The sequence below is a fragment of the Neptuniibacter halophilus genome (assembly GCF_030295765.1).
GTDB lineage: Bacteria > Pseudomonadota > Gammaproteobacteria > Pseudomonadales > Balneatricaceae > Neptuniibacter > Neptuniibacter halophilus.
Genome location: NZ_AP027292.1, coordinates 3448804 through 3470948 on the forward strand (window position 1 = coordinate 3448804; position 22145 = coordinate 3470948).

Here is a 22145-nt window from a genome sequence, read left to right on the forward strand (position 1 = left end):
TTAAGCTCCGAGGCCAGCCAGTTCAACCTGTTCTTCATCGGCGGCTGCGGCGGCGATAGAGCCGATTACCCAGGCATTTTCGCCCGCGTCTGCCAGAAGTTTAAGTGCTTCATCCTGTTTTTCAGCAGGCACGCAGATAACCATGCCCACACCGCAGTTAAAGGTGCGGTACATTTCAGTTGCATCCACATTGCCCTGTTGCTGCAGCCACTGGAATACGGCTGGCATTTCCCAGGACTGGGTGTCGATCACAGCTTTGGCATCGGCAGGCAGAACGCGAGGAATGTTTTCCAGCAGGCCGCCACCGGTAATGTGGGAGAGGGCGTTTACCTGAGATTTTTTAATCAGTTTCAGCAGAGACTTCACGTAGATCCGGGTCGGTGCCATCAGTGCGTCGGCAAGTGGCTTGCCGTCAACTTCTTCGCTCAGCTCGGCGCCGCGCACTTCAATGATCTTGCGGATCAGGGAGTAGCCGTTAGAGTGTGGGCCGGAAGAGGCGAGACCGATCAGACAGTCGCCAACCTTCACCTGACTGCCATCAATAATTTCATCTTCTTCTACTACGCCTGTGCAGAAACCTGCCAGGTCGTAATCTTCACCTTCGTACATGCCTGGCATTTCAGCGGTTTCACCGCCCACCAGTGCTGCACCTGCCTGTTTGCAGCCTTCACCGATCCCGGTTACTACATCGGCGGCTGTTTCAACATTCAGCTTGCCGGTGGCGTAATAGTCGAGGAAGAACAGCGGCTCTGCGCCCGCAACAACCAGATCGTTTACGCACATGGCCACCAGGTCGATACCGATCGTGTCATGTTTGCCCAGATCCATAGCCAGACGCAGTTTGGTGCCTACACCGTCGGTACCGGATACCAGTACCGGCTTACGGTAACCTTCCGGGATACGGCAGAGTGCGCCAAAACCACCCAAGCCACCCATAACTTCAGGACGGGATGTGCTTTTCGCAACACCTTTAATACGATCAACCAGGGCGTTACCCGCGTCAATATCAACGCCGGCGTCTTTGTAGCTCAGGGAGCTGTTGTCAGAACCAGTAGACATGGAACAGTAAACCTTTCATGTACAAGGAAAGAGGGAAGAAAAATAATTCGCGTATTCTACCGTTTCTTGCGTCTGTAATACACTCATCTGGGCAATGAATATGAAATATTTATGTGTGATGTTACAGTTACCCTCTTTATTATTGAGCAACATTTCGGGCGATCTAATGGACTTGATGCGGACCTTTTTTACAGCGCTTCTGATTATCTTATCCCTGCCATTAAATGCAGCGACGGTCACTGATCTGTATCGGGCCACGCTGCCGGTCAGCCAGCAGAGTGCGGCACCGGATCAGGCTGCGTTGCAGCAGGGGCTTCGTCAGGTTCTGGTGAAGGTCTCCGGCAACAAGGCGTTGCTGGGCAACCCGTTGATTCAGAGCCAGCTTTCGGCTGCGCCCGGATTTCTGCAGCAATTCAGCTATCAGGGTACGGTTGATGCTCAGAAACTGGTACTGGATTTCAGCCCGGCTGCGGTAAATGAACTGCTCTCGCGCAGCGGATTTAAACCGCTCGGTGAATCAAGGCCTGCCGTTCTGGTCTGGCTCGCAACAGAGCTGCAAGGGGAGCGGGACTTCGTCCTTGCCGAAGATTCATTGCAGGATCAGTTGTCTGATAAGGCAGCACTGCGCGGTTTGCCATTGCAGTTTCCTTTGCTCGATCTGACGGATCAGGCTGCGTTGCCAGTGAGCGATCTCTGGGGCCTGTTTGCTGAGCCTGTCGCTCAGGCATCAAAGCGTTATCGCCCTGATGCCGTTGTTGCCGGGCGTATTACCCCAACCCCGGCAGGCAAGGTACAACTCGACTGGAGCCTGTCCGGTAGCAGCGATCCGCAGCGCTTTTCCAGCACGGGGACGCTGGATGAGGTGTTAACTGAACTGGTTGAAACCACGGCTGACCAGATCCTGCAGCCGGTGGTAACCCATGGTCTCAGTTATTATCAAAAGGGCATCGCTGTTCGGGTCAGTAACGTGAACAGTCTGGCGGCTTATATTCAACTGAATGATTTCCTGAAAAGCTTGCCGGTTGTGCGTGAAGTGAATACAGAGCGTGCCCGGGGCAGTGATCTGGTGCTGCGTGTGCAACTGGATGGCAGCGAAGCGCGTTTGCAGCAGGCGATCAGTGTTGATCAGCGGTTGCAGCCTGCTGACCTGATCGCTAATCCGGATGGTAGCCGCTCACTGAGCTACCGCTGGCAGGAATAGATGACCTGTTACAGGAGCTCACTAGGATGACTGAGTCACAGCGCTGGTTTTTTCTGATTGTTGCACTGGTACTGGGCGGGCTGGTTTACCTGTTAGCGCCGATTCTCTCGCCATTTCTGGTGGGGGCGCTGCTGGCTTATCTGGCTGATCCGATCGCAGACCGGCTTGAAGCGGCAGGCCTGTCACGGACTCATTCAGTCGTGATTGTGTTTATTGCCATGACCACAGCGCTGGTCCTGTTGATCCTTTTACTGCTGCCGAAACTGGGCTATCAGATTCAGGTGCTGATAGAGAGTGTCCCGCGGGTGGTGGAGTTGTTTGAAACTGTGATAATGCCCTGGTTGCAGGTGACGCTGGGTCTGGCACCGGATGCATTTGATTTTGCGCATATTAAGCAGTTGCTGATCGGCGACTGGCAGAAAACCGGCGATATTATGGGGCGCCTGCTGGGTGGGATTACCCGCTCCAGTATGGCGGTGGTCGCCTGGATTGCCAATCTGGTGTTGATTCCGGTCGTCACCTTTTATCTGCTGCGCGACTGGGATGTGATGATGGATCAGGTAAAACACCTGTTGCCACGGAATATTGAACCCAGAATCTCACTCTGGGCGCGGGAGTGTGACGAGGTGCTGGGCGCATTTATGAAAGGCCAGTTGCTGGTCATGATGGCGCTGGGTGCTGTTTACGCGATCGGTTTATGGATACTGGGGCTTGATCTGGCGCTATTGGTTGGTATGATCGCGGGCCTTGCCAGTATTGTTCCTTATATGGGCTTCTTTGTTGGCATTGTAGTGGCTGGCGTGGCCGCCTTTATGCAGTTTCAGGATCCGGTAGTACTGGCTTACGTAGGCGTGGTCTTTATGATTGGTCAGGCCCTTGAAGGGATGTTATTTACTCCGCTTCTGGTTGGCGATCGGATCGGCCTGCATCCTGTTGCGGTTATTTTTGCTATTATGGCCGGCGGCCAGCTTTTTGGCTTTGTTGGCGTGCTGTTAGCACTGCCGGTGGCCGCTGTGATTATGGTACTGCTGAGGCACCTGCATGATGGTTATAAAACCAGTAAATTGTATGCCTCTGAGCAGCCTGAAGACCCTGAACAACCCGAACCATTGATGAATGACAACTGATCACCCATTTCAGATTCCGCTTTCCGTTGGACTGCGTGATGATGCCCGCTTCGAAAACTTCTATGCCCAGGGTAATGAGCTGCTCTGCGCCAGCCTGAAGGCGGCTGCGTGTGGTCAGGGCGAGCAGTTTGTGTATATCTGGGGAGGCGCCGGTGTCGGCTGTACACATCTTCTGCAGGCCGTGTGTCACGAAGCAGAACCGGTGGGACGCAGCGCCGGTTATATTCCTCTGGATGAGCTGAAGCATCTGGGTAGTGGCATTCTCGAGGGGATGGAGTTTCTGGATCTGGTCTGCATTGATGGTGTTGATGCAGTTGCCGGAGATAAAGTCTGGGAAGAGGGGTTATTCCACTTCTTTAACCGCATTCGGGAACAGGGCAACACCCTGATCATTGCCGCTTCAGCCGCGCCACGCCAGTTGGGAATTCTGTTGCCGGATCTGGCTTCACGTCTGAGCTGGGGAATCGTGTTTCAGGTACAGGCACTGGATGATGAAACCAAACTCAAGGCGATTCAGATGCGGGCCAGCGCGCGCGGACTTGAATTTTCGGATGAGGTTGCCCGTTTTCTGCTGCACCATGCCAGCCGCAATATGAATGATCTTACCTTCCTGCTGGATACACTGGATCAGGCGTCACTGAGCGCCAAGCGCAAGGTCACTATCCCGTTTATCAAGGAAGTGACAGGCCTCTGAGCACTTTCAGGCGCTGAGGCTTTTTCGGCTTCTGGCGCTATCTCTTCTGCCGGTCTACCCTGACCTTTGTTATCCATTCTTCATGGTTTTGTCATGTTTTTTTGCAATTGCGTAAAGCAGAATGGAGGGCATCTGGAAAGCCCGGTTTAAGGAGCGATTATGTATGAGTAAGAAACACATGACCGACAAACTACAGGCCAGGATCGACAAGGAAGGGCTTGTATTCATGGAAGAGTCTGTGCGTTTTACTGTGACCCATACCAGTCCTAAAGGTAAGCTTTTAGGCCGTGACTGGCATAAAGGTGATCTTGTGGTGACGTCAAAACGTCTGCTGCTGGTGTCTGAAAAGGTTAAATACCTTAATATTAAATCCAGCGATGAGCGTTTTTCGGCGACTAAGTTTTTCGAAGATAATGTTGCCTGTCTCGAAGTGGACTTTATGAAAGATCCGGACAGCAAGCGCAGTCTGGTGTTCCATATCTATACCCCCGGCGTTGATAAACTGATTAAGCTGATCGAGGCGCTTTAGTCGGCGTCTGTTTCTGTAACCCTGGCACCTGATACGGCCGGGGTCTGTCACTTGAATTATCCCGTCATCTGCCGCATCATGCCGCTTTTTTGCGGAAGATCGTGTGTACCGTATTGTTGAACAAAATGACCAGTTCATCCTGATTAACAAATCGGCAGGTATTGCCGTACATAAGGATCAGGAAGAGGCGGGTCTGGCGATGCTGCTGAAGCAGAATCTGGGGCTGGATGCTCTGTTTCCGGTGCACCGGCTGGATAAGGTCACCTCGGGGTTGATGCTGTTTGCCAGACAGGCATCGGCTGCGGCTGAGTTGTCGGAGCAGTTTCGACTGCGTCAGGTCGAGAAATACTATCTGGCGATTTCAGCTACGAAGCCTCAGCGTAAGCAGGGCCTGATTGTCGGTGATATGGTTAAAGCGCGCAGGGGGAGCTGGAAGCTGCTTAAAACCCGGGAAAACCCGGCTGTGACGCAGTTTCTCAGCCGCTCACTGAAGCCGGGCTATCGCCTGTTTTTGCTCAAACCTGCAACCGGAAAAACCCACCAGATCCGGGTGGCTCTGAAAAGTGAAGGGGCTCCGATTCTGGGGGATCCGGCCTATAATGGAGCGACGGCAGATCGCACCTATCTGCATGCATATGCCCTGCGATTTCAGCTTAACGGGCATGAGTACTATTTTACCTGTTTACCGGATCAGGGTGAGCATTTTGATGCGCCCTGTCGCGATCTGGTCTGCACTGAGTTCGCTGACCCCGGTTCCCTGAACTGGCCCGGGCTGCCAAATAATCTGATTAAGGTTACATCATGACTGAAGAAAACGAACGTATCGAACGTGACTTTAACCTCCGGGACGCGGATGAAAAGCATGCATTTCTGAATGAGACCTGGTGCGACAATTGCCAGGAGGTCAATCTGGGGATGGTTGATCCGGTGGAGTATGAGTTGAATTCAATTATCTTCATTGAAGGTAAGTGTGCTAAATGCGGTTCAGTGATTCTGACTGAACTGACTGATGATGAATTCTGAGCGGAGTGTCTGAGTTGTCTGCGGATTACGATAATCGTTTTGGCGGTACCCGCCGGCTCTACGGTGTGGATACAGTGGATCGGTTTCAGCAGAGCCATATCTGTGTTATCGGCATAGGCGGAGTCGGTTCCTGGGCGGCCGAAGCGCTGGCCAGAACCGGTATAGGTAAGATCACTCTGATCGATCTGGACGATGTCTGTATCACCAATACCAACCGGCAGATTCATGCGCTGGACGGCAATGTAGGTCGGGCTAAAACCGAGGCGATGGCGGAGCGTATCCGGCTGATCAATCCGCAGTGCGAAGTGCATGAGATTGAAGATTTTATCACCCGGGAGAACATTCCTGAGCTGATTACTGATGCCTTTGATTATGTCATTGATGCGATCGACAGCGTCAAAGAGAAGGCCGCGCTGATCGCTCACTGCAGCTATCGAAAAATTCCGGTCATTACGGTGGGTGGGGCCGGTGGTCAGACAGATCCTACCAAAATAGAGATTTGTGATCTGGCGAAAACCAGCCATGACCCGCTGGCGGCTAAAGTGCGCTCATTTTTGCGCAGGCACTATCGCTTCAGCAAAAGTGGCCGGCGTTTTGCGGTGGACTGTGTTTACTCCACCGAGCAACTGGTCTATCCGCAACCGGATGGTTCGGTCTGCGCGCAGAAAAGCATAACTGACGGAAATACCCGGCTGGATTGTGCCGGCGGTTTCGGTGCCTCTACCTGTGTTACCGCCAGTTTTGGTTTTGCTGCGGTTGCGCGGGTGCTGGAGAAGTTGCAGCAGCGTTGGCAGAGAGAGGCTGAGCGCGCAGCAGGGCAATAAAGACACAAAGACGGAAAAGGGAGCCAATGGCTCCCTTTTTTAATTGTTTTACAGGCGGTGCGGTTACTGGGTGTTGTAACCGGGGCGCCCGATCATGATAGAGATCAGTGCGGCCAGACCAAGGAACCAGCAGTACTGGACAGAGGTCACCAGTTCCAGTGGCGAGACCCCGGCAATGGATGAAGCCAGCAGAATCTGTGCACCCCATGGGATCATGCCCTGCACAACGCAGGAGAAGATATCCAGCAGGCTGGCGGAGCGTTTAGGGTTCACGCCATAACGCTCTGCGATATCTTTCGCCAGTGATCCGGTAATCACAATGGATACTGTGTTATTGGCGGTACAGAGGTTAGTTGCAGACACGCTGGCAGCAATGCTCAGTTCGCCTGCACGACGGCCGTTGTTGCTGCGGGTCAGCTTTTCAATGCAGGCCGCGATAAAACTCAGGCCTCCCTGATGTTTAATCAGTGCACCCAGACCACCGATCAGCATCGACAGGATCATAATCTCCTGCATGCCGGTGTAACCGTCATAAATCTGCTTGGACAGTTGCGCCACGCTGTAATCCGCTACACTGATAAAACCAACGCCGCCTGCCAGCAAAATACCGCTGAGCAGCACCAGCATGACATTTACCCCGGCTACCGCCAGTACCAGTACGGTCAGATAGGGCAGTACTTTGATCAGCTCATAGTCGGTCTGACTGACTTCGCCGGTGTTGCTCTGGAAGGCGAGGAGGATCATGGTCAGAATGGCGGCTGGCAGGGCGATCATCAGGTTCAGTTTGAATTTATCGCGCATCTCACAGCCCTGAGTTCGGGTGGCTGCAATCGTAGTGTCTGAGATAATTGACAGGTTATCGCCGAACATTGCACCGCCGACAACAGCGCCTACAGTCAGCAGCAGCGGCAGTTCACTGGCTTCGGTGATCCCGACAGCCACCGGCGCTACCGCGGCGATGGTTCCCATTGAGGTTCCCATTGAGGTAGCAATAAAGGCGGCAATCGCAAAAATGCCCGGCAGCAGAAGCCACTCAGGGATGATGCTCAGGCCCAGATTGACCGTGGCATCCACGCCGCCGATCGCTTTGACGACAGAAGCAAAAGCACCGGCCAGCAGAAAGACCACGACCATGGTGATGATAGTGGAATCACCAATGCCGCGAATAAAGTGTTCGAGGCGCTCGTTGAGACTGCCTTTGGCTAACAGAAGAGAGAGTGCAACCGCAGGCAGAATCGCTACCGGTGCGGAGATCTGGTAAAACGCAAACTCAGTCCCCTGAGCCTGATAGTAAAGACCGCTGCCAATAAACAGGGCCAGAAACAGCGCCAGCGGTAGCAGCGCCAAGGGATTGGAGGTGTTCATGGTTGGTGTTCCTAAACAGTCGACCCGGGATAGCAGGTCTGCTTTGGGTGCTGTGCCGGGATCGTCCGGCAGCAGCCTGATAAAGGTCGCCAACGATACCGTTTTAAGCCGCTAAAATAAATCAAATTTAGCTCATATTGATATTAATAAAATTTCTTTAATTCTGTTTAGTTATAACGAGAGAGGGAGCTCAGAACAGCTCAATATCGCCTTCGAAGGTGTTGGCGAGCTGCACCTTGCCGGAACTGGCCAGGGCCTCAAAGCTGTGCACCTGATTGCGACCATTTTCTTTGGCAAAGTAGAGTGCCTGATCGGCCCGGTCGATGAGCAGGGGTAAGGATACGCCGTCTTCTATGGCGGTATAGCCGATGCTGACGGTTACCTGTCCCAGTTGCGGGAATTCAGCCTGAGCAACCACTTCGCGAAAGCGGTTCAGGACCTGATCGGCAGTGTCCAGCGAAATGCCCCGCAGGGCAACGGCAAACTCTTCGCCGCCATAGCGGAACAGCAGGTCATCTTCACGGAAGGTAGACTGCATCAGTTGGGCAAAAATCAGCAGCACTTCATCGCCAAACAGGTGGCCATAGTCGTCATTAACCCGCTTGAAATGGTCAATATCCAGCAGGGCAAAGCACCACAGATCCGGTAATTTGTCGCTGCTGCGTCGTTTTGCGCTGTTCTGTTGCAGTAGGTGGCTGATCTGCTGATCAAAGGCCTGTCGGTTGCTCAGCCCGGTAAGTGCATCATTCAGGGCGGAGAACATAAAGAAGCGCTGGTTGGAGTAGACCCGTACCAGCTTTTGCATAATCGGGTGTAGTTCACTGGATTGCTCCACCCGATCACAGACCAGTACACCGCTGAGGGAGTGGAGAATACCAAAACCGTAATAGGAAAATTTCTCATCCTGCGAAAAGAAAAAACGTGCTTCCTGTTGTGGCAGAAGTCGGTGATTGAGGTCTGGTGCAGCGTCGGATAAGGGTTCCGTACTTTTTATCAGACGGGGCGCACTCTGGTCTGCTTCCTGATAATCATACAGCCAGTATCGGCTGTCGGGATTCAGTTTTCGCGCAGTATCCACCAGACAGTCAGCCAGTGAGTTCTGGTCCCGCTGTTCGGTGAGTGCCACAAGCAAGTCGCAGTAGTCAGAATCAGTGACAGCGGCTGATGACATGTAAAGGCGCCCGTAAGAATAAAAACATAATATTAGCCTTTTTTGCCTGATATTTTAAGCGTGTGTAGCCGGTTGTCGGCTTGTACGGATAAGCGGTGGGCGGAAAGTACCCGGCAGGGACATTCGGTTAGTTATGTTGTCGCTGCTGTGGTACCCGGCGGATAAAAAAAGCCCCTCACGCAGAGGGGCTGAAAAATGCGTTAACTCGTGGCGAGGCCAGAGTTGAAGATGGGATGCAGATGAGCTTCAGAACTGCCCCATGTCCCGGGCAGATCAAGCCGCAATTGCCATTTTAGTATGGCACGCAATTGTGCGGTGCAGCATTGAACTTTAGTGTCTTTTTTGAATGATCCTTCTGGTACTAAAGTTCTGTCATTAATATTTACTCGATGATCTGGTCATCCCGGGTACGGAACGGATGCCAGGGGTAGGTGCCCATAATCCGGACATCCTTGGCAAAAAAGTCCAGTTCCTGCAGCGCATACTGCATTGCCTTCTGTTCCGGGTGCCCTTCGACATCAAGATGGAAGCTGGTGGCCGTCATGCTGTCGGATGCCATATAGCTTTCCAGTTTCAGCATGTTGACGCCGTTCGTTGAGAATCCGCCGAGTGCTTTGTACAGCGCCGCAGGAATATTGCGCACGGTGAACATAATTGAGGTCATAAAGCGGATATCTGAAACCAGTTCCGGCATATGGCTGTCGCGGGCCAGAATCAGAAAACGGGTGGTGTTGCCGCTTTTATCCTGAAAGTTATCCTGCAGGATATCCAGATCATAGAGTTCTGCGGCGAGGCTGGAGGCGATAGCGGCATGGCCGTGTTTCGGTTCTGCACTGAGATCGGCCGCGGCGCCTGCGGTGTCGAGGCTGGCCACGGGTTTAATACCCAATTGGTTGATGTTGCCGTCACACTGCGCCAGGGCCTGTGGATGAGAGGCGACGGTGGTGATCTCTTCCAGGCGGCTGCCACGTGGCGCCAGCAGGCAGTGATTAACCGGCTCAAAGTGCTCACCTACAATGTGCAGTTTGGTTTTTGGCATCAGGCGATAGATCTCTTCAACCCGGCCCGCAGTGGAATTTTCCAGAGGAATCATCGCCAGGCGGGCTTTACCGCCTTCAACCATAAACATCGCCTCAGCAAAGGTGGCACAGGCCCGGGCATCCAGTTCCGGATGCGCTTTGCGACAGGATAGATGGGAGTACGCACCGGGTACACCCTGATAGGCGATGATGGCTGGCAGATTGGTCATATTCGTAAGTCTGTTTACTTAAGGGCTGAATTGAGGCGCACATTATTACACAGAGATAAAAACTCTGTTACTGTTCCTGAGTTTAATCAGCGATAAACCCGTATCTATGACCCCCGAACGTACCCAACGCCTGCTTCAGGTGCTGCACCGGCGCCAGCCTGATCTGAGCCTGATCGCGGATCAGGTGAATAAGCCTCGTAATCTCTCTGCCCTGATTCGCAACTGCGATGCGGTGGGGATCCATCAGGTGCACACCGTGGTACCGAAAGAGGGCTACCGTACCTACCGTGGTACCGCCAAAGGCAGTGATTTTTATGTAAAAACCTGCCAGCACGGTGATGTGGAGTCGGCTATTGCCCGGGTTCAGGGCGAGGGTATGCAGGTGGTGGCAGCCCATTTTTCAGACCGGGCGATCGATTACCGTGAATTTGATTACACCCGGCCCTGCGCGCTGCTGATGGGGGCTGAAAAACAGGGTGTCAGTGAGGCAGCAGCGGCGCTGGCAGATGCCCATGTGGTGATCCCCATGATGGGGATGGTTCAGTCGCTGAATGTCTCGACCGCTGCCGGAATTATTCTGGTCGAAGCGCAGCATCAGCGTCAGCAGGCCGGGCTCTATGATCAGCCCCGGTTAGCAGAGGAGGAGATCGTCCGCTCGCTGTTTGAATGGGGCAATCGTGATCTGGCCCGTTACTGTCGTGAAAATGAGCTGGCATATCCTCAGTTAGACGCATGGGGTGATGTGATTGATGCACCGGGTTGGTACCGTTCTGTACGTGAAGGTCGCGCGGCCCGGTTTGACTGGCGCGAGGTTGCGGTTTAATGCGCCAGACCAGGGCTGAAGGCTGACATGGATATCTCCAGACGATTGCTGATCGCCCTGGGCTTCACCCTGTTCAGCATGCTGTTCACCTGGCAGGTGGTTAATCTGACCCGGGACTGGACGCTGCAGCATATTCACCGTCAGGGTTCAGATGAGCTGCTCAATGTGATCTCCCAGCTACGTGCAGCGCTGGATGAGTATCGTTACCTGCCTTTTCTGATCTCGCAGGATACGGATGTGCGCGAGCTGATTCTTTCCTCAACGGAGGAGCGGAGCGAGGAGGTCAGTCTTTATCTTGAGCAGACCAACCTGGTGGCCGGTTCATCATCGCTGTTTCTGCTTAACCGCAATGGCCGTGTGACCGCCTACAGCCATTGGCGTGATGAACAGGATTTTTATCTGCGCAGTCATCAGGATCAGGCCTACTTTCAGCAGGCTAAGAGTGGTCACCGCGGGCGTCAGTTCAGCCTGAATCCGCAAACCCGTAGCCCGGCTTATTACCTTTCTTCTCCGATTTATGATGGCACCCGGTTCAGCGGTGCTGCCGTGGTACGTATTGAGCTGCAGAGGCTGGTGAGCAAGCTCCGCTCGACCGGCGCTTTGCTGTTGCAGGATAACAGCGGTGTGTTGTTTTACAGCTCAGCGGTGTTGTCCCGGTTCAAACCGATGCAGCAGCAGGTACAGATCGAGACAATTCCCCTCAGCGATGGCATCAGCGCAGAGGTGTGGCAGGCGCAGGGGCGACACTGGCTGGCACGGAGCGTACGTCTGGATGATCTGGACTGGCAGGTGACGGTGCTCAACGATGCCAGCATGGTGCAGAAAAATATTCGCCACGCGACCCTGTTTTCGCTCGGTGGCTGCCTTGCCTTTGGATTGCTCGGGCTGTTGCTGCGCGAGCGCCAGCTCAAGCTGCGTTCACAGAACGAAACCCGCGCCGCACTGGCGCGCAGTGAAGCGCAGCAAAAAGCGATTATCAATAATGCTCAGGTAGGCTTGCTGCTGGTTAATGCACAAGGGCGCATTACCTTTGCCAATGAGATGGCGCTGCAACAGTTTGCGGTATCGATGGCGCTGATAATCAATAAGCCGGTGATTGAGTTGCTGGTAGCCGAGGGCGAGACGCCGCTGGCACGGATGCTTGGCCGATTAGGTGAAAAAGGTTTCGCGCCGCTGGTGGGCTACGAGGCGGTGGGTAATCGCGGCGATGGTTCGCAGTTTCCGCTGATGATCTCGGTACGTAAGATGCAGGGGCAGCAACCGCCACAGTTTCTGGTGACCTTAATCGATATTTCACGCCGCAAAGGGCTGGAGCTGGCGCTGCAGAGCGCTAATGAATCGCTGGAGCAGAAAGTAGAGGCCCGCACTCAGGCACTGAAAGAGGCGCAGGAGGAGCTGGTTCAGGCCGGAAAACTGGCGGTGCTGGGGCGTATGTCGACCGCAGTGGTACACGAACTTAACCAGCCGTTGACCGCGATCCGCAACTATGTGGCGATCTGCAAGCAGTTGACCGCGCAGCCGGAGATGCTGGCCGAGAGCCTGCTTGAAATAGAAGATCTGACGCAGCGTATGGCGCAGATTACCAGTCAGCTAAAAACCTATGCATTTAAAAAGCCGGAGCAGACCCGTCCGGTCTCGCTGCAACTGGTTATCGAGCAATCGTTGCAGTTATTCCGCCAGCGGCTGGCCGATGAGGCCGTGCAGTTAGAGCTGAATCTGCCAGCGCAGGGGCTGTATGTCATGGGTGATAATGCCCGCCTTGAACAGGTGCTGGTAAATCTCATTAAAAACGCGCTGGATGCGATGCAGGAACAGCAGCGTAAAGTCCTGACCATCCGTCTTAAGGGTTCGGCCAGACCGGAGCTGGAGGTGATGGATACCGGCAGTGGCATTTCACCGCAGATGCTGCCGCAGCTATTTGATCCCTTCGCCACGTCGAAACCCATTGGTGAAGGGCTGGGACTCGGACTTGCAATTGTGAAATCCATTGTGCGTGATCTGGGGGGCGATATCAGTGCTGAAAACCGTGAAGGGGGAGGCGCCTGTTTCCGTCTCTGGCTGCCGCCTTGTCAGGCGCAGGTTGAGGTAGAGGAGAGTTACAAGTGATTAGCGATTCGAGTCAGTCCCCACGGGGCAAAGTGCTGCTGGTGGATGATGAAGCCGCGGTGCGCCGTTCCACAGAGAAATGGTTGCAGATGGCGGGCTTTGAGGTGATTGGCTGCAGCAGTGCCGCCGAGGCGCTGGCTCAGTTTACCCCGGAATTTCCCGGTGTGGTGGTGAGCGATGTGAAGATGCCGGAGATGACAGGTCAGGCGTTGATGGCTGAGCTGCTGAAGCAGGTTCCCGGCTTCCCTGTGGTGCTGGTCACCGGTCACGGTGATGTGGATATGGCTCTGGCGGCGATGCGTCAGGGCGCTTACGATTTCATTGAAAAGCCATTTAACCCCGAGCGATTAGTGGAAACTATTCAGCGCGCCTGCGAAAAGCGCCGTCTGATGCTGGAAAACCTGCGCCTGCAGCAGCATCTCTCTTCATCCAGCGGTATTGATCGTCGGCTGATCGGTATGTCGCCGGCGATTCAGCGTCTGAAACAGGAGATCCTGACCCAGGCAGAGCTGGATACCAACGTGATTATTTATGGTGAAACCGGTACCGGCAAGGAGCTGGTCGCGCAGTCTCTGCATGAGTTCAGTCCCCGCAGCAGTAAAAACTTTGTGCCGATTAACTGCGGCGCGATACCGGAGTCGCTGATCGAGAGTGAGTTGTTCGGGCATGAGGCCGGTGCATTTACCGGTGCCAATAAGCGCCGGATCGGTAAGTTTGAATACGCCAGTGGCGGCACCTTGTTTCTTGATGAGATCGAGAGCATGCCACAGCACCTGCAGATAAAATTGTTACGGGCTTTGCAGGAGGGCGTAATCGAACGCCTCGGTGGCAACACCCCGATCAGTGTCGATCTGCGGGTAATTGCTGCTGCGAAAACCGATCTGCGGGAAGAGGAGAGCTTCCGTGAAGATCTGTTCTACCGCTTGAATGTCGCTCAGTTGCATATCGCACCGTTGCGCGAGCGGCTGGAAGATGTGCCATTGCTGTTTGAGCATTATGTGCGAATGACCTCCGAGGAGCATGCCCGCGAACAGCGGCTGTTGCCGGATCAGGATATCCGCACCCTGCAGAGCTATGCCTGGCCGGGTAACGTACGGGAGCTGAAAAATATCGCCATGCGCTATGCACTGGACCGGCGCATGAGCGTGGCGGATATTCTGTTCCCGGAAGAAAAACCGCTACAGCTTTCTGCGCTGAACGACGATCCCGGTCAGCCACTGGCGGTGCAGGTGGCTGCCTTCGAAGCGGAGGTAATCAAGCGTTCACTGGAACTCCATCAGGGCAACATTAAAGCCGTGATGGAAACCCTGGATCTGCCACGCCGTACGCTGAACCAGAAGATGGCCCGCTACGGCATCAACCGCTCCGATTTCACCTCAACACCGGATTGATCCTCTCTGTCTGACGGCGCCTGCAGTGATCATTGGACGGCATAGGCAATTTTTTGCTTACCGCCGATTTCCCGCTGCAGTCGCGGCTGATATGGCCCCGAAACAGCTTATCTCCCGTTTTCTTTTCCGGGTTTTGGCAGCGAAAAACCGGGGATGAGCTATATTTTGCCTATGTTTTTTCTGGCCGATCGGCAATTTTTTGCTTATGGCGTTGTCGGTGTTTCTGTTCTGCTCATGTAACTTGCTGTTTCTTAAGGGATAAAATTAATTTTTGTCGTTGGCACCTGCTTTGCTATACCAGTGGGTAACAATCTGAAAATGAAAAACCTCAAACTGCAGAAGGATAAGAGGATGACAATAACAAAACGCACTTTTATCAAAGGGATGGGTCTGGCACTGGCGATGGGTACCGCAATCGGTAGCGCCGGACTGGTACAGGCGGACGAAAAACGCTCCTACATTCTGGCGACCGCTTCAACCGGTGGTACCTACTATCCGGTAGGTGTAGCACTGGCAACGCTGACCAAGGTGAAACTGGAGCCTCAGCACAAAATTTCTATGTCCGCGATTAACTCCGCAGGTTCCGGGGAAAACGTCAAACTGCTGGGTGAAAATGAAGCACAGTTTGCCATCCTGCAGGGCCTTTACGGTGCCTGGGCCTGGAACGGTGAAGGTCGTCTGAAAGAGAGCGGCGCGAATAAAAACCTGCGTTCTGTGACCATGTTATGGCAGAACGTAGAACAGTTTGTTGTGAAGAGCGACTATGCCAAGACCGGCACTATCTCCGATATCAACGGTTTTGCCGGGAAGAAGTTTTCCATCGGTAAGAAAAACTCTGGTACAGAGGGTTCAGGCAGAACCATTCTGAGCAATCTGGGTGTTGATGCTGATGGCTTTAATCTGGCACACATGGGCTATGGTGCCTCTGCCGATGCCCTGCAGAACGGTACTATCGACGGCATGAATATCCCGTCCGGTGTGCCGACCTCGGCTATTACCCGCGCGCATGCCGCACTGGGCAGTGACATTACGGTACTGGATTTTACCGATAAGCAGATCGAACAGGCCAATGGTGGCTATAAGCTGTGGACCCGTTATGTGATTCCGGCCAATACCTATCCGGGTCAGACCAAAGAGATTCAGACCATGGCGCAGCCAAACTTCCTGGCGGTGCGTGATGATATCTCCGAGGAAGATGTTTATCTGCTGACTAAGACTGTGTACGAGAATCTGGCTTTCCTCAACGGCATTCACAAAGCCACCAAAGCGATGGCGCTGGATAAAGCGATCGCCGGTCTGCCGGTTCCTCTGCACCCGGGTGCGGCACGTTTTTACAAAGAAAAGGGCATTCAGATACCCGATCACCTGATTGCCGACTAAACTGGAGTGACGGTTGCCGGATTTTCTTCTCAAAGATGTCCGGTGCCAGGCAGGGCCTGCTGGTCTGAGACCGGCAGCGCCGTCCCTCTCCTGAACCGTGTTCAAACCGGCGCGGTCTGGCTACCAGCGAGGCCAGGCCCGCGCCAATCTTCAGCTCTCCTTTTGCACACTGCTATTCTTTAACCGGAAGAGGCTGAGCTGTCTGTTATCTGATAAGTGAAAAACCTATGGCTACTGATACCCCGGCAACGGATCAAGAACTGAGTGATAAGCTGAAAAGTCTGGAACTGGCCAAACGCCCTGACCAGTCACTGACAGGAAAGCTGATCTACTGGATTGGTGTGGTTTTCGCACTGGCTCACATTTATTTCAATACTCTGGGAACCTGGTCGGAACTCTATGTTTCGGCGTTGCATTTCGGTGGCTTTGCGCTGATCTGTGCGCTGATGGTCCCGATGTTCAGTGGACAGAGCGCGGCCAGCCAGAAGCTGGCACTGGTGCTGGATATACTTCTGGGCCTGGCGGCTATCATCTGCGCACTTTACCTAATCGGATTTGAGGATGCGCTCTATGACCGGGGGGTGAAATTTGCCGGTCTGGACTGGGTATTCTCGATCAGTGCAATCTTTATCGCACTGGAGATGGCAAGGCGCACGACCGGCTGGTTCATTCCCTGTCTGATACTGGTTGCCCTGACCTATGTGTTCTGGTGGGGTAAGTATGTAGACGGGATCTTTGGTTTTGCCGGGCTGAGTCTGGAAACACTGCTCTACCGCTCCTATTTCTCGTCTGAAGGGATGTTTGGGCAGATCGCCCGAATCTCCTGGACCTATGTTTTCATGTTTATTCTGTTCGGTGCTTTTCTGGTCAAATCCGGCGCCGGTGATTTTATCATCGAGCTGTCGCGCTGTGCGGCAGGGCGTTTTGTCGGCGGTCCGGGGTTTGTCGCAGTGCTGGGCTCTGGCCTGATGGGGTCTGTATCGGGATCCTCAGTAGCGAATACCGTTTCAACCGGGGTGATCACCATCCCCCTGATGCGCCGGGCCGGTTTTCCGGCACGTTTTGCCGCAGGGGTCGAGGCTGCGGCGTCCACCGGTGGTCAGTTGATGCCACCGGTGATGGGCGCGGGCGCTTTTATCATGGCGTCTTACACGCAGATCCCCTATCTGGATATTATCGCTATCGCGGCGTTGCCTGCGCTGCTGTACTTCCTCTCGGTGGGCTTCTTTGTCCGGGTCGAAGCCAAACGTAGCCATGCGCATGCGGTTGAGATGGACACCCGGCCGATTGGCGAGGTATTTCGCGAAGGCTGGCACTTCCTGTTGCCACTGGTGGTGCTGGTCGGGTTGCTGATCTATGGGTTTACGCCAACCTATGCGGCTGGTCTGTCGATTATCTCCGTGGTGGTCTCCTCCTGGTTGTCGAAGCATCCGATGGGGGTGAGTGATATTCTTGATGCGCTGGCGCAGGGTTCTAAAAATATGGCAACCACGGCCATGTTGCTGATCTCTGTTGGGCTGGTGGTGAATGTGGTAGCGATGACCGGTATCGGCAACACCTTCTCACTGATGGTGACCGACTGGGCCGGAGGCAGCCTGCTGGTAACGCTGGTTCTGGTGGCGCTGGCTTCGTTGATTCTGGGTATGGGGTTGCCGGTAACGGCGGCTTATATCGTACTGGCAACCCTGTCTGCACCGGCGCTGTATGGTCTGATGGCCGAAAGTCGCCTGCTGGATATGCTGGTGTCCGGTACGCTGCCTGAGGCTGCTAAAACCATCTTTATGCTGGTGGACATGGAAAAGGTGGCGCTGTTGTCAGCCCCGATGAGTGCGGTGGATGCTCAGGCGTTACTGGCTATTGTGCCGGCTGATTTCAAAGGGCAACTGCTTGAGCAGGCGATGGCGCCGGAAACGCTGGCGATGATCCTGCTTTCCGCGCATATGATTATCTTCTGGCTGTCGCAGGATTCTAACGTGACGCCACCGGTGTGTCTGACGGCCTTTGCGGCTGCAGCGATTGCTAAAACCCCGCCCATGGCTACCGGCTTTACCGCCTGGAAAGTGGCAAAAGGCCTGTATATCGTTCCCTTGCTGTTTGCCTATACCAACTTTATTGGTGGTACAGCGATAGAGGTCTTCAGCATCTTTATCTTTGCTGTGTTCGGTCTTTATGCCTTTGTCGGTTTTATGGAAGGTTATCTGGAAGGGCGTCTGAATCTGGTGCTGCGTATCTTGTGCGGCGTGTTAGCCGTGGCGCTGCTCTGGCCACATGGGCTGTTGTTACTGAATCTGCTGGCCAGTGCTGCGTTTGTTGGCATTTTCATATACAGCCGCAAGTTCTTCGTCGAACAGGCTGAACCGGCTGAATAAGCCATCTCAACACAGCCACCGTCTGAAAGGTATCAGCGGTGGCTGTTCAGATTGACCCCCTTTGGTCGTCGGGCCGTCCAGTAGGTCTGATTCCAGTAGGGGTTGCTTAATCGACTCAGGGTGACGCCGCGGCTGGTGGAGGCGTGAAGAAATACGCCCTGTTCCAGATAAACGCCGACGTGGCGTTGTTTGCTGCCGGTTCTGAAAAAGACCAGATCGCCGGGCCGCAGGTCTGCGCGGGCAACACTGACTCCGCTATTAAGCTGATCCTGCGTCGTTCGTGGCAGATCAACAGCAAACTGTTCATTAAACGTGATCTGTGTGAAGGCAGAACAGTCGATGCCCTCACGGCTGGTGCCTCCTAACTGATAGCGGGTTCCCTGCCAGCGGCTGTGTTGCTGCATTAACGCCTGGCTTACGGGCGAGTCAAAGCGGGGCAGAGGCGGGCTGGCCGGTCCGGTAGCGCTGCTGCAACCAAACAGCAGGCCGCTGAGTAATATAAGGCTTAAACCGTTGTGACTGGTCATACTGACCTCCTGCGGAAAAACTCACCTCGTTTGCGCTTAGTATAACCCCAACTAATATTTACTGAAGGCTAAGAAACCTGCGAACAAATCGGGCAGAGCGCTATCGGGACGGATTCGCAGGTTGCTTAAGTGAACGATAGCCGGGCAGGGCCGGGTGAATTGAGGTTTGTCAGCAGAATTTTGCCAAAAGCGTTTGGCTTTCCGGGCCTAACTGCCTATCATGCCCAGCTCTTTTTTTTCAGCCAGAGTAAGCGATTTTATTAATGACCGAAGAATTTCAGATCGGCCAGCGCTGGTACAGCTATACCGAAGCAGAACTCGGCCTGGGTGTTGTTACCGGGTTGGTCAATCGACGCGTAACCCTGATGTTTCCGGCAACCGGAGAAGAACGAACCTACGCGCAGAGTAATGCGCCTCTGAGTCGAATCGTATACCCCCTGGGGGACATGATTACCGATGAGGATGGTTTGAGCATGACCGTAACCCGGCATGAACAGAGCAACGGCTGCGTGATCTACCTCGGTGATGATGAAGCGGGTAATGAACAGGTTATCCATGAAGCTTCTCTGGAAAGTTCCGTACACTTCAGTAAACCCTACGAGCGTCTGTTTGCCGGACAGATCGATAAGCTGCGTCATTATGAACTGCGTCAGGAAACGCTGAAGCTTGTGCATCAGCATCGCAACTCTGACGCTTACGGTTTGCTTGGCCCCCGGGTCGAGCTGTTACCGCACCAGTTTTATATCGCCTCTGAGGTGGGTAAGCGTGAGGCACCGCGGGTACTGCTGGCGGATGAAGTAGGTTTGGGTAAAACCATTGAGGCGGGGTTGATCCTGCATCAGCAGTTGGTTCTGGGGCTGGCACGTCGGGTGCTGATTGTTGTGCCTGACAGCCTGATTCACCAGTGGCTGGTGGAGATGCTGCGCCGTTTCAATCTGCTGTTTACGATCCTTGATGAGGGACGATGTGTTGATGCTGAGGGCAATCCGTTTGAATCTGCGCAACTGGTTCTGAGCCCGCTTTCTCTGTTCAGCCGTGATGAAACCTATCTGCAACAGGCGGTGGCAGCCGGTTGGGATCTGATGGTGGTGGATGAAGCGCACCATCTGGGCTGGAGTGAAACCGGCGCGAGCCATGCCTATCAGTGTGTTGAGCGTCTCGCTGAGCACAGTCGCGGATTACTGCTGTTGACCGCGACACCGGAGCAACTGGGCGTAGAGAGCCACTTTGCCCGGCTCCGGCTGCTGGATCCGGACCGCTACTACGATCTGGAAAAATTTATTGCTGAAGAGCAGGCGTTCAGTTGTGTGAATCAACTGATTGAAACCCTGCAGCAGCCTGAATCCTGGGAGCGCTCATTGAGCGATCCTGAATTTACCCGTTTACTGCATCAGTATCTTGGCGATGAGATGGCGGGTCAGTTAGAGCAGCATAAGAATGATGATTCAGAAGCCCGTGATCAACTGATTCAGGCGACGGTTGACCGTCTGCTGGATCAGCATGGTACCGGGCGGGTGCTGTTCCGTAACACCCGCGACAGTGTGTCCGGTTTTCCGCAGCGTATCCTGCATACCTATGAACTGACGATGCCGGAGGCGTATCGCCCTCTGGTGGCGGATGCACCGATGGAGCAGCGCCTGCATCCGGAAACCCTGATCGGCGATGGTCAGGGTTCGGCCTGGTTGCTAGAAGATAACCGGGCAGACTGGCTGATTCGCTGGCTTGATGATTATCGTAACAGCAAAGTGCTGGTGATCTGTGCCCATGCGCAGACAGCGATCACACTGGAGAAACAGCTGCGCCTGTTCGAGGGCAAACGTACCGCACTGTTCCATGAGGGGATGAGCCTGCTGGAACGAGACCGGGCTGCTGCCTATTTTGCTGAGCCGGAAGAGGGCGCCCAGTTGCTGATCTGTTCTGAGATCGGCAGTGAAGGCCGTAACTTCCAGTTTGCCCAGCATATGGTGATGTTCGATCTGCCACTGAATCCGGATCTTCTGGAGCAGCGGATCGGGCGTCTGGACCGTATCGGTCAGTTGCGTGATGTGAACATTCATGTGCCGTACTTTACGGACAGTGCTCAGGCGGTGCTGTTACGCTGGTTTGCAGAAGGGCTCGGTGCGTTCGAGCAGGTCTGCCCGACAGGACAGACCCTGATGCGTGACTTTGCGCCAGCGTTGCACCAGTGTATGGAGCAGCCTGAAGATCAGGTTCAACTGGAGCAGCTAATCGGTGAAACCGCATCTGCCCAGCAGGCTTTACTGCAGCAGTTGCAGGAAGGGCGTGACCGGTTGCTGGAGCTTAACTCCTGCAAACCGGAAGTGGCCGAAAGTCTGCTGGACGCTGTCAAAGAGGATAGTCAGGCCGGTCAGCTAAGCTCCTACATGGGCCGGGTATTTGATCACTTTGGTGTTGAGCAGGAGACAACCGGTGCCGCCGGGGTAATCCTGCATCCGGGAGATCACATGCTGAATGCACATTTTCCGGGATTACCGGAAGATGGTATGACCGGCACCTTCCTGCGGTCTGAGGCTCTTTCGCGAGAGGATATGCATTTCCTGAGCTGGGAGCATCCGATGGTCAGTGGTGCCATGGAGATGATGCTGGAAGGCAGTTACGGCAGTTCAACACTCTGTACAATGAAGCTGTTACCGCTCAAGGCCGGCAGTCTGCTGATTGAAGCGATCTTCCGTATTCACTGTATTACCGACAGCACACTGCAACTGCAGCGTTATCTGCCGGAAGCATTTGTGCGCCGGGTAATCGACAGCAGTGGTAACGATCTCAGTGGCGTGATTACAGAACAGCACTTTGCAACGCTGGGTAAACGGGTTGGTAAAAACGTTGCCTATAATCTGGTGAAGCATACCCGGGAAGAGATCAGTCAGTTGGTTGACAAGCTGGAGTCCGGTTTGCTGGATACCGAGCAGACCCTGCTGGATGAGGCCCGGGAAAAAGTTACCCGGCATCTTCAGGCGGAACGTTCCCGTCTAGAAGCGCTGGCGGCGGTGAACCCGAATATCCGGGACGAAGAGATCAGCGCTCTGCAGCGGCAGGAAGATGATCTGTTGCAGGCGTTGGCCGGAGCCAGCCTGAAGATGGATGCAATCCGCGTTGCCGTGGTGACTCACGACTGAATATAAGTGGCAGATCAGCATTCGCTCAGAATCCGCAGAGGGCGGTGCTGATCTGCTAATTTTCAGGTTTAGATATAAATACCAATACCCCTTTTGCGGATTTTCCTCCATTATTAAGCCTTACGTGGGGCTTTCTGGCTCCTGACCTGTCGAATACGGTTCTGTTCTCG

At 54.2% G+C, this 22145-nt stretch carries 18 protein-coding genes; 13 read left to right on the top strand and 5 right to left on the bottom strand.

All coding sequences use genetic code 11. The annotated features are described in order from the left end of the window. Positions 1-1059, bottom strand: a complete 1059-nt coding sequence (gene purM, locus QUD59_RS16165) for a phosphoribosylformylglycinamidine cyclo-ligase (RefSeq protein WP_286238217.1) — start codon at positions 1057-1059, stop codon at positions 1-3. A 166-nt stretch (positions 1060-1225) separates the two neighbouring features. On the opposite strand from purM, the gene QUD59_RS16170 reads away from it, so the two are divergent. The 7 genes from QUD59_RS16170 (at position 1226) to tcdA (ending at position 6457) form a co-directional block, all read left to right on the top strand. Beyond that, the gene (locus QUD59_RS16170) at positions 1226-2260 is read left to right on the top strand and encodes a DUF2066 domain-containing protein (RefSeq protein ID WP_286238218.1); all 1035 of its coding nucleotides are present in this window, start codon (positions 1226-1228) and stop codon (positions 2258-2260) included. 26 nt (positions 2261-2286) lie between these two features. Next, positions 2287-3387 (top strand): AI-2E family transporter, encoded by a 1101-nt coding sequence (locus tag QUD59_RS16175; RefSeq protein ID WP_286238219.1) that lies wholly within the window; start codon positions 2287-2289, stop codon positions 3385-3387. After that, a complete protein-coding gene (hda, locus tag QUD59_RS16180) occupies positions 3377-4081 on the top strand; it encodes a DnaA regulatory inactivator Hda (RefSeq protein ID WP_286238221.1) in 705 nt (234 codons plus the stop codon). The genes QUD59_RS16175 and hda overlap by 11 nt, the downstream gene beginning before the upstream one ends. 163 nt (positions 4082-4244) lie before the next feature. Further along, positions 4245-4610, top strand: coding sequence for a hypothetical protein (locus QUD59_RS16185; protein ID WP_286238222.1), 366 nt, complete (start codon positions 4245-4247; stop codon positions 4608-4610). 103 nt (positions 4611-4713) lie between these two features. After that, the gene (locus tag QUD59_RS16190) at positions 4714-5415 is read left to right on the top strand and encodes a TIGR01621 family pseudouridine synthase (protein WP_286238223.1); all 702 of its coding nucleotides are present in this window, start codon (positions 4714-4716) and stop codon (positions 5413-5415) included. Next, complete coding sequence (locus QUD59_RS16195; protein WP_286238224.1) at positions 5412-5633, top strand: hypothetical protein; 222 nt, start codon at positions 5412-5414, stop codon at positions 5631-5633. Before QUD59_RS16190 ends, QUD59_RS16195 begins: the two co-directional genes overlap by 4 nt. Positions 5634-5647: 14 nt before the next feature. Beyond that, positions 5648-6457 carry a tRNA cyclic N6-threonylcarbamoyladenosine(37) synthase TcdA gene (tcdA, locus tag QUD59_RS16200; RefSeq protein ID WP_286241050.1) on the top strand — a complete coding sequence of 270 codons (810 nt, stop codon included), beginning with the start codon at positions 5648-5650 and terminating at the stop codon, positions 6455-6457. A 63-nt stretch (positions 6458-6520) separates the two neighbouring features. On the opposite strand, the gene QUD59_RS16205 is transcribed toward tcdA, so the two are convergent. From QUD59_RS16205 to QUD59_RS16215, 3 genes are all read right to left on the bottom strand, one after another. Continuing rightward, the gene (locus tag QUD59_RS16205; RefSeq protein WP_286238226.1) at positions 6521-7822 is read right to left on the bottom strand and encodes a Na+/H+ antiporter NhaC family protein; all 1302 of its coding nucleotides are present in this window, start codon (positions 7820-7822) and stop codon (positions 6521-6523) included. A gap of 190 nt (positions 7823-8012) precedes the next feature. Then, positions 8013-8993 (bottom strand): GGDEF domain-containing protein, encoded by a 981-nt coding sequence (locus QUD59_RS16210; protein ID WP_286238228.1) that lies wholly within the window; start codon positions 8991-8993, stop codon positions 8013-8015. A 382-nt stretch (positions 8994-9375) separates the two neighbouring features. Further along, entirely contained in the window at positions 9376-10242 is an 867-nt protein-coding gene (locus QUD59_RS16215) for a prephenate dehydratase (protein ID WP_286238229.1), read from the bottom strand. A gap of 106 nt (positions 10243-10348) precedes the next feature. Here QUD59_RS16215 and trmH point away from each other — a divergent pair, with 106 nt between their 5' ends. The 5 genes from trmH to QUD59_RS16240 all read left to right on the top strand — a co-directional run bounded on the left by trmH (position 10349) and on the right by QUD59_RS16240 (position 18311). Beyond that, a complete protein-coding gene (gene trmH, locus QUD59_RS16220; protein WP_286238230.1) occupies positions 10349-11065 on the top strand; it encodes a tRNA (guanosine(18)-2'-O)-methyltransferase TrmH in 717 nt (238 codons plus the stop codon). A 27-nt stretch (positions 11066-11092) separates the two neighbouring features. Continuing rightward, the gene (locus QUD59_RS16225) at positions 11093-13171 is read left to right on the top strand and encodes an ATP-binding protein (RefSeq protein WP_286238231.1); all 2079 of its coding nucleotides are present in this window, start codon (positions 11093-11095) and stop codon (positions 13169-13171) included. Then, positions 13171-14562, top strand: coding sequence for a sigma-54-dependent transcriptional regulator (locus QUD59_RS16230; protein ID WP_286241051.1), 1392 nt, complete (start codon positions 13171-13173; stop codon positions 14560-14562). The genes QUD59_RS16225 and QUD59_RS16230 overlap by 1 nt, the downstream gene beginning before the upstream one ends. 351 nt (positions 14563-14913) lie before the next feature. After that, positions 14914-15942 carry a TAXI family TRAP transporter solute-binding subunit gene (locus QUD59_RS16235; protein WP_286238232.1) on the top strand — a complete coding sequence of 343 codons (1029 nt, stop codon included), beginning with the start codon at positions 14914-14916 and terminating at the stop codon, positions 15940-15942. A gap of 227 nt (positions 15943-16169) precedes the next feature. Further along, positions 16170-18311: a TRAP transporter permease gene (locus tag QUD59_RS16240; protein ID WP_286238233.1), complete on the top strand. Its 2142-nt coding sequence runs from the start codon at positions 16170-16172 to the stop codon at positions 18309-18311. A 32-nt stretch (positions 18312-18343) separates the two neighbouring features. Here QUD59_RS16240 and QUD59_RS16245 read toward each other — a convergent pair whose 3' ends face one another. Then, positions 18344-18838 carry an NlpC/P60 family protein gene (locus tag QUD59_RS16245; RefSeq protein WP_286238235.1) on the bottom strand — a complete coding sequence of 165 codons (495 nt, stop codon included), beginning with the start codon at positions 18836-18838 and terminating at the stop codon, positions 18344-18346. A 263-nt stretch (positions 18839-19101) separates the two neighbouring features. Here QUD59_RS16245 and rapA point away from each other — a divergent pair, with 263 nt between their 5' ends. Continuing rightward, complete coding sequence (gene rapA, locus QUD59_RS16250) at positions 19102-21975, top strand: RNA polymerase-associated protein RapA (RefSeq protein ID WP_286238236.1); 2874 nt, start codon at positions 19102-19104, stop codon at positions 21973-21975. Positions 21976-22145 lie beyond the last annotated feature (170 nt).